The following is a 12,752-nucleotide window of genomic DNA, read 5'->3' as shown; positions in this document are numbered from 1 at the left end:
GGCCGAAATCCCAGAAGCCGGCAATCGGTATTTCACCGGTGTCAAACGGGTATTTGTTCGGATATAAAGTGGGTAGATGAACCGTATAAGTGCTACTGGTAAGCATCCTCCGTTCCTTCATTCTACTACTATCTATGCCGACTGCCCAAGCATTCAGTGTTGCCAACGAAGTGAATCACCCCATTCCTGATGGCTATAATGTGGCCCGCATCCGCGAAGATTTTCCGGCCCTACACCAGCAAGTCAATGGCCAGCCGCTTATCTACTTCGATACTGCGGCTTCCTGCCACAAGCCGTGCATTCTCGTCGAGCGGATTTAGCAGCTCTACCTGGAGCAGTATGCTAAGCCCCATGAGAACCACCCCTTGAGCGTAGCCATGACCGAGCAACTTGAGCATACCAGGCAGCAGGTAGCCACGATGATTAACGCCTCAAAAAACGAAATCGTATTCGTGCGTGGCTGCACCGAAGGCATCAACCTAGTGGCCACCGGCTTCGAACGGGCGCTGCTCAAGGAGGGCGATGAAGTCATCATCACGATGATGGCCCATCACTCCAACTACCTGCCCTGGGAAATGGCCTGCCACCAAACCAAGGCATTGCTGAAGGTGCTGCCCATCACCCCCAGCGGCGAAATTGACTTCAATCAGCTGCAAGAGGCCATTACCGACAAAACCAGGCTCATCGCCATCGAGCACTCTTCGCATGTGCTGGGCACCATCAATCCGGTCAAAATAATTGTGAATATGGCCCACCAGCGCGGCGTTCCGGTGCTGGTCGATGGCGCGCAGGCAGCCCCGCACATGCCGGTCGACATGCGCGAGCTGGGCTGCGACTTCTACACCTTCTCGGCTCGCAGGATGGGCGGCCCCAGCGGCGTGGGCGTGCTCTATGTCAGCAGCAAATCGCTGCAACGGCTGCCACCTTAGCAGTTGGGTGAAGACATGGTGGACATCGTGAGCAGTGCTCGTTTAGTTTCGTCGTTCAAGTCGGACTATCAGAAATTTAAGGGTGGTACCCACGCCTTCGTCGAGATTATCGGCTTTAGCTCCGTGATAGATTATCCGAACAATATTGGCCGCCAAAAGATATCCGACTACGAAGAGGGCCTGCTGCACTACGCGGCTGCTAAATTCCTGGCCATGGACCGAGTACGCATCATTGGCAGCGCTCCGCAAAAAGAGCCGTTGATTTCCTTTGCCCTGGACAGCATCTCAGCCAAAAAAGCCGAAACCTGGTTCAATGAACATACTGGCATCGTGCTCCGGGCCGGCCAGTTGAGCGCCCAGCCACTGATGAAATCCCTCGCGCTGGAACGCGTGCTGCGCATTTCGTTCGGATATTTCAATACTCACCACGAAGTCGACCAGTTTATAGAGGCTTTGCAAGAGTGCATTCGCGCTAAAGGATAAGCAGGTGAATAGAGCGTAATTATTATTGTTTTGGGGTTGCTTTTAGCTATTAGAATACAATAAGGCGTTTTATTCAAGCTGAGCCCCCTGCCCCAGGGCACGTACGAGGCTACGCTGCTTGACTTCGCTGACCGTCTGGTGGCTTACCATTCGGTGGAAGGCGGCGCGAATCAAAATGTGAATGTGGAGGCCCTGCAATCCGGTGCCTACCTTATTCTAGTATGTGGCAATGGACTGAATCTGATGCAGTAACTAACGAAAGAATAACCTCTTTCTCTGCAAAAAAAGTAAAAGCCTCCGTCCAGCTTGGGCGGGGGCTTTTTTGTGCGAATGTGGTTACACCAATCACTCACGCTATTATTCGCGCTTGGCTCGCTTGCTCCCTCGGAGCTGTACTCCGGATGCTACCTGCTGCGTAGTTACACTCCACCCGTACGCCAATTACAGCTCAATTGGCGGGGACTAGTAGTCTCCGCTAAGACGGCTTTCGAAGTTGTACTCTGAAAGAGCTTGGGCATAGTCGTCAGTGCAAGGCTCCGCTGAGTTAGAGCGGAGCTATTTCCTGCATACGCAGCGTGCGGACGGACATTCGGCTTACTTCTTAAAAAACGATTCGGCTTAGGTCTGGCTGTCAGTCAGCTTCGCCATGAATATTCATCATTTAACGGGGTAATCAATAGATTTTCTGCTCGATTATGACCATCTTTGGCCGCAAACTGTGCTGCTTAATGAAATATTTTTTACTGGTATTCTTGATGGTTTGGGGTAGTATGAGTACCCAGGCCCAAATCTTTTACCTCGACCTTACTTACCAGGTCCTGACCGTGCCCCTTCGGGTGGTGACTGTGGAGCAGGTGGTAGATGGACGCGCTGGCAATCCACCCATCGGCATTGCCTACCGGGGCTTGGGTGGCAAGTCGGTCGCCATCCAGTTTCAGCAGGGCCTGGGGCCTGAGTTGACTGCGTTCGTCCAGAGCCAATTACCCGCCCGGCCCACCGACCATGTTGTGGTGCTGTGCCTGCGCCGCCTGCAGCTGACTGAAACTCTGGGCGGCAATAAAGAGCTGGCCCTTGCCGACATGACTGCTGACGTGTACGAGCGCCTGCCCGACGGCTACCATTTTGTGCAGTCCGTGGCCGCGCAGGCCAGCAGTCGAGGAAGCGAAGTCACGTACCAGCACGCGGCCCACATGGCCCAGATGCTGAGTCGGTGCCTGGGTCAGCTAACCCAGGCCGACTGGTCGGCTGTGGCCGCGCGCCCTGTTCGCACCCTGGCCGCTCTGCCAGTTGATGTGCCAGCTAGCCTAGCCAGCGGTCGGCGAGGCACTAGCGTGGCCGTGTTGCGCGAGGCTCCGCGACGGGGCTTGTATTACCGCTTCGAGCAGTTTCTGGCCAACCGGCCCGATACCAGCCAGGCCTTTCTCCTTGACACTATAAAGCGGCGCACTTACCACAGCTGGCTGGCCACAGTGCAATGGAAAAATGTGGCGCGCGTGCGGCCCTTAGTGCGCACACGTGCCGGGGGCCGCATGCGCGCTATACCTCCCGACTTGTGGGGCTTTAGCGATGGACAGCAGGTCTTCGTGAAATATGAGAAGCAATTTTATCCGCTGATGCGCCAGGGAAATTTCTTCACCTTCGTGGGCGAGGCGCCCTTGGACCTATTTTTTGAGCAGGCCCAGAGCCAGGCCGCGGGCCGCGCCGGCCTAGTGGCCGGTGCTGTGGGCGCGGCCCTAGCCCGCACCAACGTGCCCGACCACACCGCGGAACCCATGGCCTATGGCCTCGACATGAGCACCGGCGCAGTTGTCTCTTACCCCAGCCTGCGCACGCCGCTCCGGCCCGACACGGCCTACGTGTACATTTATCGTCCGGCCCAGGCTGTGGGCGCCGAAGAGGTACAAGTGCTGGTGAACGGCCAAGAAATAGGCGCCCTACGTGCCGGGCAGTACCTAGAAGTACCCTGGGCTCGTTTCGGAAGTCCCCTGCAACTGTGTTTGAACGGCGTAGCGGTAAATAATCCGTGTCAGCACGTGGTGCCCAATGCATGGCGGCTCAACTACTTGAAAATAAATACTTCCAAGAATGCTCATGTCTGGCAGTGGATGCCTCCGGCCAAAGGCTCTGCTGATTTAGACGAACTGGACCGCCGCACTAAATAGCCCTGCTACTGGTCATTGGCAGTTTGCGCCACCAGTGTATAGAGAGGCCCGGATCCCGCGCCGATACGTTCAACAGCTTCCTGCTATAACTGCTACCCCACATCAGGCAGCCTTCCACGCTCACGCTGTTGAACTCGTGGCCCGATAGCGTGGCAGTCCATCAGGCGTATTGCTCTGGCGTGGTAGTATTGACTTGAAATGAGTCACGTTGAACTAATGCGCGGTAGCGTAGACTGTCGGGCGCCGGCTCGTTGGCAAACACATGGCCAAGGTGGTCATCGCACTTGGCGCAGGTGTATTTGCCCGGCTCCAACGAGCGGCGATAGGCGTTGTCTCGCTCTTTTTAAATTGGACTCTGAATGCTACCGGCTGCCTGCTGCCGGGGTATAACTCGGTACGCCAATTACAACTCAACGGGTAGCGATTACAAGTCCCCCGCAGCCAGCTTTTGGAGTACAGGTCCGAAAGAGCTCAGTAGTTAGGTGAGAGTGACGATGGGCGCCCACCTTTAGTAGCTTATTAAGCTCGTTACGCGAAGGGCCGTCAAAACAGGCCAAATTCCCTGGCCTCAACTCCAGCAGGGTGACTGGTCTGTCGCCGCTCCAATGCTGGCCGTAATTCCGCGATTAGGACTATCATTCCCCGCATTCGACCTATCACTGCATCGGGGTTCCCCGCTTGCTTTGCATAACAACTCAACCGTCGTGTAATACAACCTCCTACGGCAGGCCGGCCGGAAGGAATGCCAAGTAATGGAGCTTGCTTATAGCATGAGGTGGCGCAATAAAACGGCATCAGTCGAGCACAGATGCAGCATCAATTTAAAGACACTATTTCTACCATTCTCTTCCAACTTTCCCCACTTTTTTAAATCCTTTTTTTAACCAATCAAACCATCATGAAAACACTTGCAAAACTTTACCCCGTAGCATTAGCACTAGGTTTGGCATATGCTACCCCGGCGCTTACTAACGCCCAGTCTACAACGGCATCTGGGGGTGTGGCCACCTTCTATAAGGATATCAATTATGGTGGCAAGGCCGTGACCCTGGCGCCGGGTGATTATACCACTGCCCAATTAGCGGCCAAAGGCATCACCAAAAATGACATCTCTTCGCTCAAGGTCAGCAGCGGCTACAAGGTCATCCTCTACGATGGGGATGAGTTCCGGGACGGACGGCCGCTTGTGGTGCGGGCCGATGCCTCTTCCCTGACAAATAATTTCATTCTAAACATACCCCCGGTAGCCGTAATCACCTGGAACGACGCTATCGAATCCTTGCGTGTACTGCCAGCCTCGGCCTCAGAAACTGCTCCAATCGCTGATATTCTCAGCCCGACTGCCGGTGCGGCTTTCTCGGCTCCATCTACCATCGACATCCAGGTGCTGACAGGTGCAGGTTCAGGGGCACCCGAGCGGTTCCAAAACAAAGTCGAATTATACAGCGGTACGACCCTATTGGGCACCATTTCCAACACCATCGAACCCGGCACGTACCTATACACCTGGAAAAACGTGCCCGCTGGTACATATGTACTGACAGCCAAGATATATGACTTCTCAGGAGAGTCTGCCGTCTCTGCCCCCGTGACGGTTCGGGTAACTGCGCCGGGCACCCCCCAAGCGGGCTTTACGGTATCGGCTAATACGGCCATCAACAAACTTGACGTGGTGAGCAGCACCCCGGCTGCCGTTAGCGCCGTGCACCTGTATGCCAAGTCTGGCCGTCCGGTTGCCTCCACCACTAACATCAATGGTCAGGTAGATATCAGCCACCTGACCGATGGCTTGTACTTCGTCGTCATCCAAGGCAGTGATGGCACAGTGGAGAAGAAGAAAATTCTGATTCAGCGCTAACCAGTTTTCAATTGAGTTTAAAAAATCCCGGACAGCACAGTCCGGGATTTTTAATTAAACGATTGTCAGCACCGAATGCCGCGGGCGCTGCTTTCAATTCCGAACTGCGCGGCGCATTTATCATTTCATTTCAATTTGCCTCATGTCAATTGCTTTGGTATCCGCCCGGAAAATGCTGCTCACAGCACACACTCCCGCACTAATTAGCTGTTTGTGGCTCGGCCTCGGCCTGCTGTTGGTCACAGCCTGTTCCGATAAATCGTCTGCCCCAACTCCGCTCGTGAAAGAAGCGCTGCGGCAGAAGGCCACGGCCTTTTACCAGGCTTTGTACAGCTCCGATCAAACAGCGGTAGACCGGTACGTGGACGCGGCCTATACCGAGCACCAAATCGGAAGTGATTTTACGTTGGCGGGGCTCAAAGCTTACGCGCAGGGGCGTAGAGAGGGTACAGCCACCAATCCGTTAATTATTCATCGCACGTTAGTGCAGAATAATTTGGTGGGCTTGCACATTGAAGAGCAAATTAGACCGGACAGTTCGGTAGCACGAATTGCGCTGCTGCGTTTCAATAACAACGGGAAAATTGTTGAACATTGGGCGGCCGTGCAAGGGCAGCCCCGGCGGCGCGCCAACCCCAATACCATGTTCGATGGAGCAGCAGTCAATTATCAATCGGCTATCGGTGTTCGCGGCCGTGACGCTGTAGTTGCCGCCGACCTGCAAGCATTTAATAATCACGATACGCTCGTTGTTCGGCAGAGCCGCGCGCTTACCTACACGCAGCATAATCCGTCGCTGGCTGATGGCGTGGATGCGTTCATTCAACTGTTGCTCCGGCTGAAAAGTCTGGGTGCTAAAGTGACCCGAACCAATTATCAGAAACTAGCCGAGGGTGACTTTGTAATGACCCTGAGTAATTCTCAAAGTCCCCCCGCGTCCGATGTAATTGTCTTTGACATACTCAGGCTGGATGAAGCAGGCAAAGCCATTGAGCACTGGGATGTTCTACAACCAATTAATGGGGTCGATAAAAGCAAGGTTTTCTAGGCAATGAACCAGTATCTTCGGGGGCACTCCGCCAAAGCACTGGTTCACTCGGCCCTATAGCGGGCTGAATAAAAATTAGGGCAGTTGCTAAGGCCCGGTATAGTCGTTCGTAACGCAACTATGCCGGGCCTTAGCAACTGCCCTAATTTGTGTTTTTAACCCGTGCTTTTTCTGCGTTCAACGTCCCGGTTTTCTGCGGCTTTGAACTGGCCGTTACCGAAGTTATAGCTGGAATTCAGACGAGCCATGCGGGTGTCGCGGGGCTGCCGCACGCGAAAATCGTTGGTTTGGTAAGTGGTGCCGGAGTATGTACGCTTGGTAGCCAGTATGTCGCTCACCGCAAATCACCACCTCGAATGACTCACTATTTACTTGATTAAAGCCTAATGCCATAACCTTGATTCTGTAGGTGCCGGCTTTAAGTTGGGTGAACTCGAACAAGCCCGCTTCGAAGCTGAGGGTTGAATTGACGACGGCTGAGTCCTTCGCTTACACAAGAACCACAGTGGCAAATTCCCAAGGCCTGGCAGCTTCACTCAGCAGCGAGCCTTTCACCGTTATAATTCCTGCGGTTTGAGCTGTTGCAAAGCGCGAGTTTCGCATGAATAACAGGAAGAATATTCAGAAACAGTAAATATTTAAATACGAGTAGTTAAAAAAGATGTGTTACAAATAAGTTGGCCGGTTTGGAAGCTATTTTTGTTCATGGGAGTAAACGTTTTCCCCAAATCAAAAGCCCGATTTACGAGTCCGAAAGCTTGTTTGCTAAACAGTAGTCTGTGATTGACAAGGACCTATTTGGGCGAAATTGCTGGTAAGCGCTTCCTCCTGTTCGTTTGTAGCCGGCAAACTGTCGTTCAGCGAAAAAAAGAGGTGTTCACATCAGCTACTTCCCAATTTACTGCTCTATTCAGGCTTCGCCTCTTATTTGAAGAAGTGTTCCAGTGCTTGTTTGAGAGATAAGGTTTCTATCATTTTGCGTCCTTTTTTCTGTATTAACTAATCTGAAAAAAATATGACTCCCGCCGCCCTTAAGCAGCCTGCTGCTCCTGCTGATTACCAGTCGGGCACCCGGCCAGCCTGGATTCAGCAGCTGGTATCCAAGCGGATAACCTCTCATCTAATACTCTGGACTTTACTGTATGTAATCAACGCCATATCGATTGGATATTTGTCAGGAGCGCTGCATGAAAATATTGCCTGCTTCACGCTTCGGGTGCCCTTTATTATTGCAGCTTGCTACCTCAATCTCTATTTTTTACTGCCGAATTATTATTATAAAAGACGCCTATTAAGCTATTTGTCAGTTGTGTTTTTAACTGCGATGGTGTTCAACGTGCTCAATCTATTGCTATTTATAACCCTGCTACTGAACAAGTGGATACCCGTAAACTTTGAACCAAGTGCCCGGGTCACGGCGGCTAGTTTTGTGTACAAAGGGTTTTTTATGATGGCAATGATTGGGCTCACTTCCGGTATCAAGCTATCAAAGGACCATTTTGTACAAAAGCAAAAAGCCGAAGCAATAGAAAAGGAAAAGCTAGCAACGGAACTCTCTCTACTAAAATCACAGATTCAGCCGCACTTCTTTTTTAATACGCTCAACAACCTATATGCCCTCACCATCAAGAAGTCGGACCTGGCGCCCGAGGTAGTACTGAAACTATCAGAATTAATGAGCTACGTGCTCTACGAGACCGAACACGAGCGCACATCACTGCTAAAAGAAATTGCTTACATCAAAAGCTACATTGATTTGGAGTCTCTTCGCTTCGGCCGGCAGCTGGACGTAGATTTTGAAATAAACGGCGATTGCGACCAGGTGATGCTGCCGCCCTTATTGCTGCTGCCCTTTATTGAAAACAGCTTCAAACACAGCATGCAAAGCATCGGGCCTATGGTAAGAATTGCCATCAGCTTAACACTTACCGGTAACGGACTTAGCCTACTCGTCGCCAATCCCTGCGGTGAAACGCCCCCGAATACCAAAGGAATAGGACTTCGCAACGTAAGACGCCGGCTCGAGCTGATTTACGATACCAATTACTCCCTGACTCAGGAGCGGACTCATAATCGATTTACTACTCACTTATATCTTGTACTGAGTTGATTACTTGTGCTATTATTGATGATGAGCCATTGGCCATCGAAGTGTTGCAAGCGCATCTAAGCCGGTTTGCAGGCTTTGCGCCCGCTAGTACATTCATCGACCCAGTAGAGGGCCTGTGCTTCGTGCAGCGCAATCAGGTTGACCTGATTCTTTTAGACATTGAAATGCCATTGTTTAATGGGCTGAATTTTATAAAAACACTGACTTACAAACCGGCTGTCATCATCGTGACTGCTTATCGTAATTATGCGGTGGAAAGCTTTGAGCTAGAGGCAGTCGACTATCTGGTGAAGCCAGTGTCTTTCCACCGTTTTGTGAAAGCAATGAGCAAAGTGACCAGCCTGATAACTCGCAAGCAGCCCGTTATTATTGGGGATAGCATGAGCACCGGCACTGCGGATGCCGACACCGATAATGATTTATGGTTGAAGGTGGACAAAAAACTGGTTCGTATATCGCTCGGCGACATACTGTATGTTGAAAGCCTGAAAGACTACATTCGCATAAAGATGAGCTCTGGGGAATTGATAGCGCACCAGACGCTAAACGCTATTCTGGAGAGACTGCCAACCGATAAGTTTGTGCGCATTCACAAATCCTACGTGGTAGCATTTCAGAAGATTGATGTTATCGAGGGGAACATGGTAAAGTCAGCAGGACAGACCCTGCCTCTTGGTCGCAGTTTCCGGCAGGAATTGCTGGACCGGGTGTTCAAATCTAATAAACAGCAGACGTAGGAGACATTAGTTTCAGCACCTGCGGCACAGGCATCTACGCTTGTCCGTAGCCTGATTATGCGTTGGCTTTATAATTAAGTGTCAGATAGACAGTAATTAATAATTTTAATTGCCATCAATGTGTAAGTCCACTTCGAGCCAGAAGGGGCTCGGAGCTTCCTTTCGCTAACCTTCAACCATACCAACATAATGCAAGAACTATGTGGCGCTCACGCCCCATGGTTTTAGGTTGTGCCCAACAGTATCACACTTTTTTACCTCGCCCCAGAGCAATTTCAGCACCTTATTCCTGGTCGGAATTAGCGCCAGAAAATAGCTTCCGCTGCCAGCGATTAGCAGCGGTTATTAGCAACTCAAACACACCTCTCACTTATCTATCAAGAGCCTTGAAAACGCAACTACAATACCTACCCGAGTCCGCGCTTTCGCCTTTGGCGAGAGCAGGCGTGCTCATTAAAAATTTGAAGAACCTGACTAGTGAGAACGACTGCAATAGTTCGGGCCCGCACCGGGATGCGCATTATTTGCTGGTGCTAGCCACGCAGGGCTGGTTCAACCTGACCCTCGACTTTGAAGAGATAGTCGTGACGGCTCCGGCCTTACTCGTCATTCTGCCCGGGCAAGTGCATCAAATCCTCCAGGTTACTGACCCCCAAGGATGGACCATCAGCTTCGACTCCTCGCTAATGGACAAAGAGGTTGAAATGGTATTGGCAAAGGGCATGCGGGGACCATTGCTCCTGACTGCGCAAACAGCTTTTTATGAGCAAGTCCTAGCGTTGCTGCACCTGCTGTCGGACCTGCATTCGGGGAAGGCAGAGGCCTACACGGGCCGAACGACCCAATCCCTGTTGGGAGCCCTGCTCAGCCTAGTGGCTGGCCAACTAGTGAACCACCCTCCGATTTCGAAAAAACCGAAGCGTTGTGCGACTTTCATCGAGCAAACATTTACTCAACTGCTACACCGCCACTATAGCACGTGGAAAAAACCGTCTCAGTATGCGGCTGCGCTAGCGCTGTCAGTGGCCCACTTGAACGATACAATCAAAGGGATAACCGGGGCGTCGGTTTCGAGCCATATCCAGCAGCGCGCCATCCTCGAAGCCAAGCGGCTGCTGTACTTCACCGAACGCAGCGTGAAGGATATTGGCTACGAAGTTGGCTACGACGAAGCCGTGTATTTCGGTAAGCTGTTCAAAAAGGTAACTGGCTTAACGCCGCTCCAGTTTCGGCAGCAATTCCGTAATTAAAAATTTGATTTGGAAGAATTTACACCTTGCTGCGAACAATCAGTGGCTGGGCTGCCTGCGCATGAGCCCCAGGTACACGCCGCCCGATACGAGGAAGCCCACAAACCACGCGTAGTTGTACACGGCTACGAGGCCCGGCCACACCGCGCCCTTGTCTAGCGCGCCGATGGCGGTGAGGAAGCCCGGCACGTTGGGCAGGATGCCCACCACGAGGGCCGCCAAGGCGGCGGAGTTGACGCCGTTGCGGTAGGCGTAGCGGCCGTGGTATTGGTAGAGGGCGGGCACGTCGAGCTGCTGCTTGCGGAGCACGTAGTAGTCGGCAATCATGATGCCGCCGATGGGGCCCAGCAGGCCCGAATACCCCACCAGCCAGGTGAAAATGTAGCCCGACGGGTCGGCGATGAGCTTCCAGGGGAAGATGAGTACGCCGAGCACGCCGGTGATGTAGCCGCCGGTTTTGAAACTGATGCGGGTGGGCGAGAAGTTGGCGAAGTCGTTGGCCGGACTCACGATGTTGGCCGCGATATTGGTGGCCAGCGTGGACAGGGCCACCGCCAGCATGGCCACGCTCACCAGCAGCTTGCTCTCGAATTTGGCCGCCAGCACCACCGGGTCCCAAATGGTGTGGCCGTAGATGACCAGCGTGGCCGAAGTCACGACTACACCCACGAACGAAAACAGCGTCATGGAAGCGGGTAGGGCCAGGGCTTGGCCCAGCTGTTGGGCGCGCTGGCTGGTGGCGTAGCGGGTGAAGTCGGGAATGTTGAGCGAGAGTGTGGCCCAGAAACCTACCATGCCCGTGAGCGAGGGGAAGAAGAAGGCCCAGAAAGCCGCACTGGAGCCAAACTTGCTCGGTTGCGCCAGAATGGGCCCCAGTCCGTGGCCGGCACCAATGGCCCACCACAGCAGCGCCAGAGCCGCAATCGGCAGGAAAAACGCTTTAAAGACCAGGAGCTTCCGAATGCTCTCGACGCCCAGGTACACCACGTACATATTCAGAGCCCAAAACAACAGGAACACCAGCGCTGGCCCCGTTGCCAGCGCCCAGCTGGCCGGAAACACGGCTGGCAAGCTGCCCAGCGTGGGCACCCACAGCACCGCCATCTGATAGAGCGCGTAGCCGCCAATCCAGGTTTGGATGCCGAACCAGCCGCAGGCGATAATGGCCCGGAGCAGCGCCGGCACATTGGCCCCGCGCACGCCGAAGCTGGCCCGGGCAAACACCGGAAATGGAATGCCGTACTGCGCACCAGCCCGGCCATTGAGCAGCATGGGCACTAGCACGATGGTGTTGCCCAGGAAGATGGTCAGCAGTGCCTGCCACCAGTTCATGCCGCCCTCAATCAGCGAGCTGGCCAGCATGTAGGTCGGGATGCACAGGCTCATGCTGATCCAGAGGGCGGCGTAGTTACCGGTGCCCCAGGTACGGCTGGCCGGGGGCACGGGGGCCAGGTCGGTACTGGTGAGGCCGGGGGCGGGCGCGGCGGTAATCTCCTGTGTGGGACTCATGACGTTTTCGCTGAAGGGAATCCGGCTAATTTAGGGGCGCATCCTTCCCCATCCAATGCAGCGGGTTACTGTCATTTCGGAGTCGTGTAGCGTGCGCCTTATAGTTCGCGCTACTGCTGGTTAAGTCAGCGGTTTTTCGAGGACCAGCAGGTGGAGGGGCTGTCTGGGAATGCTGTAACGCGGGTCGGCGGGGAAGGGCTCGGTGGCGCCGGTGGGATGGTAGCCTTGCCGCCCGTAGTAGGCAATGAGTTCCGACCGCACCGAAATGACAGTCATTCGGCTCACTGCGCAGCCGTGTTGGCGGCCGTAGTCTTCGGCGGACCGGAGGAGAAATTTGCCAACGCCCTGGCCCTGCTGGGTGGGGGCTACGGCCAGCATGGAGAGGTAGAGCAGCGCCCCGTTGGCTTGCACGTGGAAGCAGCCCAATAATTCGTTCTCATCGCTCAGACAGAGCAGCATGGCGGCCTTGGGCAGCGCCAGCATCTCGCGCAGTCCGGCTTCGTCGATGCGGATGCCATCGAGGAGGTCAGCTTCCGAAGTCCAGCCTTGGCGGGCGGTTTCGCCGCGGTAGGCGCGGTTGACAAAGAGCGTGAGGTGGGCCGCGTCGGCGGGAGTGGCGGTGGTCAGGCGGAAATCGGTTGTCGTGGAGGGAAGTAGATTTTCCAT

At 53.9% G+C, this 12,752-nt stretch carries 11 protein-coding genes and 1 pseudogene; 8 read left to right on the top strand and 4 right to left on the bottom strand.

Going from position 1 to position 12,752, the window contains the following annotated elements:
- The first annotated feature begins 134 nt into the window (after positions 1–134).
- The 3 genes and pseudogenes from WX88_RS29525 to WX88_RS16735 all read left to right on the top strand — a co-directional run bounded on the left by WX88_RS29525 (position 135) and on the right by WX88_RS16735 (position 3,574).
- Positions 135–320, top strand: coding sequence for a hypothetical protein (locus WX88_RS29525; protein WP_052732780.1), 186 nt, complete (start codon positions 135–137; stop codon positions 318–320).
- A gap of 9 nt (positions 321–329) precedes the next feature.
- Positions 330–1,412 (top strand): annotated as a pseudogene (locus tag WX88_RS31470) (aminotransferase class V-fold PLP-dependent enzyme).
- 728 nt (positions 1,413–2,140) lie between these two features.
- Entirely contained in the window at positions 2,141–3,574 is a 1,434-nt protein-coding gene (locus tag WX88_RS16735) for a hypothetical protein (protein ID WP_156176205.1), read from the top strand.
- A gap of 160 nt (positions 3,575–3,734) precedes the next feature.
- Here WX88_RS16735 and WX88_RS32125 read toward each other — a convergent pair whose 3' ends face one another.
- On the bottom strand, positions 3,735–3,887 hold the full coding sequence (locus WX88_RS32125; protein ID WP_156176204.1) for a peptide-methionine (R)-S-oxide reductase: 153 nt from the start codon (positions 3,885–3,887) through the stop codon (positions 3,735–3,737).
- Positions 3,888–4,472: 585 nt separating this feature from the next.
- Here WX88_RS32125 and WX88_RS16730 point away from each other — a divergent pair.
- Both WX88_RS16730 and WX88_RS27835 read left to right on the top strand, forming a co-directional pair.
- Positions 4,473–5,432 carry a T9SS type A sorting domain-containing protein gene (locus tag WX88_RS16730; protein WP_156176203.1) on the top strand — a complete coding sequence of 320 codons (960 nt, stop codon included), beginning with the start codon at positions 4,473–4,475 and terminating at the stop codon, positions 5,430–5,432.
- Positions 5,433–5,574: 142 nt separating this feature from the next.
- Positions 5,575–6,480 carry a nuclear transport factor 2 family protein gene (locus tag WX88_RS27835; RefSeq protein ID WP_156176202.1) on the top strand — a complete coding sequence of 302 codons (906 nt, stop codon included), beginning with the start codon at positions 5,575–5,577 and terminating at the stop codon, positions 6,478–6,480.
- Positions 6,481–6,635: 155 nt separating this feature from the next.
- Here WX88_RS27835 and WX88_RS16720 read toward each other — a convergent pair whose 3' ends face one another.
- On the bottom strand, positions 6,636–6,818 hold the full coding sequence (locus tag WX88_RS16720; protein ID WP_046245539.1) for a hypothetical protein: 183 nt from the start codon (positions 6,816–6,818) through the stop codon (positions 6,636–6,638).
- A 677-nt stretch (positions 6,819–7,495) separates the two neighbouring features.
- Between WX88_RS16720 and WX88_RS16715 the strand changes: the two genes are divergently transcribed.
- The 3 genes from WX88_RS16715 (at position 7,496) to WX88_RS27830 (ending at position 10,577) form a co-directional block, all read left to right on the top strand.
- Positions 7,496–8,590 carry a sensor histidine kinase gene (locus tag WX88_RS16715; protein ID WP_052732776.1) on the top strand — a complete coding sequence of 365 codons (1,095 nt, stop codon included), beginning with the start codon at positions 7,496–7,498 and terminating at the stop codon, positions 8,588–8,590.
- Positions 8,587–9,327, top strand: coding sequence for a LytR/AlgR family response regulator transcription factor (locus WX88_RS16710; protein WP_046245538.1), 741 nt, complete (start codon positions 8,587–8,589; stop codon positions 9,325–9,327). Before WX88_RS16715 ends, WX88_RS16710 begins: the two co-directional genes overlap by 4 nt.
- A gap of 386 nt (positions 9,328–9,713) precedes the next feature.
- On the top strand, positions 9,714–10,577 hold the full coding sequence (locus WX88_RS27830; protein WP_197076815.1) for an AraC family transcriptional regulator: 864 nt from the start codon (positions 9,714–9,716) through the stop codon (positions 10,575–10,577).
- Positions 10,578–10,616: 39 nt separating this feature from the next.
- Here WX88_RS27830 and WX88_RS16700 read toward each other — a convergent pair whose 3' ends face one another.
- Together WX88_RS16700 and WX88_RS16695 are read right to left on the bottom strand one after the other, a co-directional pair.
- Positions 10,617–12,086, bottom strand: coding sequence for an NCS1 family nucleobase:cation symporter-1 (locus tag WX88_RS16700; protein ID WP_046245537.1), 1,470 nt, complete (start codon positions 12,084–12,086; stop codon positions 10,617–10,619).
- 120 nt (positions 12,087–12,206) lie between these two features.
- Positions 12,207–12,752, bottom strand: coding sequence for a GNAT family N-acetyltransferase (locus tag WX88_RS16695; RefSeq protein WP_046245536.1), 546 nt, complete (start codon positions 12,750–12,752; stop codon positions 12,207–12,209).

It is taken from the genome of Hymenobacter terrenus, from assembly GCF_000972495.1.
GTDB classification, from domain to species: Bacteria; Bacteroidota; Bacteroidia; order Cytophagales; family Hymenobacteraceae; genus Hymenobacter; species Hymenobacter terrenus.
Note: the sequence above shows the minus strand (reverse complement) of the source record. Positions and strands in the feature narration are given on the sequence as shown.

Bases quoted from the DNA above. Each gene is read 5' to 3' on its own strand.
- WX88_RS16700 (WP_046245537.1), bottom strand. From the start codon at position 12,086: ATGAGTCCCACACAGGAGATTACCGCCGCGCCCGCCCCCGGCCTCACC.
- WX88_RS29525 (WP_052732780.1), top strand. From the start codon at position 135: ATGCCGACTGCCCAAGCATTCAGTGTTGCCAACGAAGTGAATCACCCC.
- WX88_RS27835 (WP_156176202.1), top strand. From the start codon at position 5,575: ATGTCAATTGCTTTGGTATCCGCCCGGAAAATGCTGCTCACAGCACAC.
- WX88_RS16695 (WP_046245536.1), bottom strand. From the start codon at position 12,752: ATGGAAAATCTACTTCCCTCCACGACAACCGATTTCCGCCTGACCACC.
- WX88_RS16735 (WP_156176205.1), top strand. From the start codon at position 2,141: ATGAAATATTTTTTACTGGTATTCTTGATGGTTTGGGGTAGTATGAGT.
- WX88_RS16730 (WP_156176203.1), top strand. From the start codon at position 4,473: ATGAAAACACTTGCAAAACTTTACCCCGTAGCATTAGCACTAGGTTTG.
- WX88_RS16715 (WP_052732776.1), top strand. From the start codon at position 7,496: ATGACTCCCGCCGCCCTTAAGCAGCCTGCTGCTCCTGCTGATTACCAG.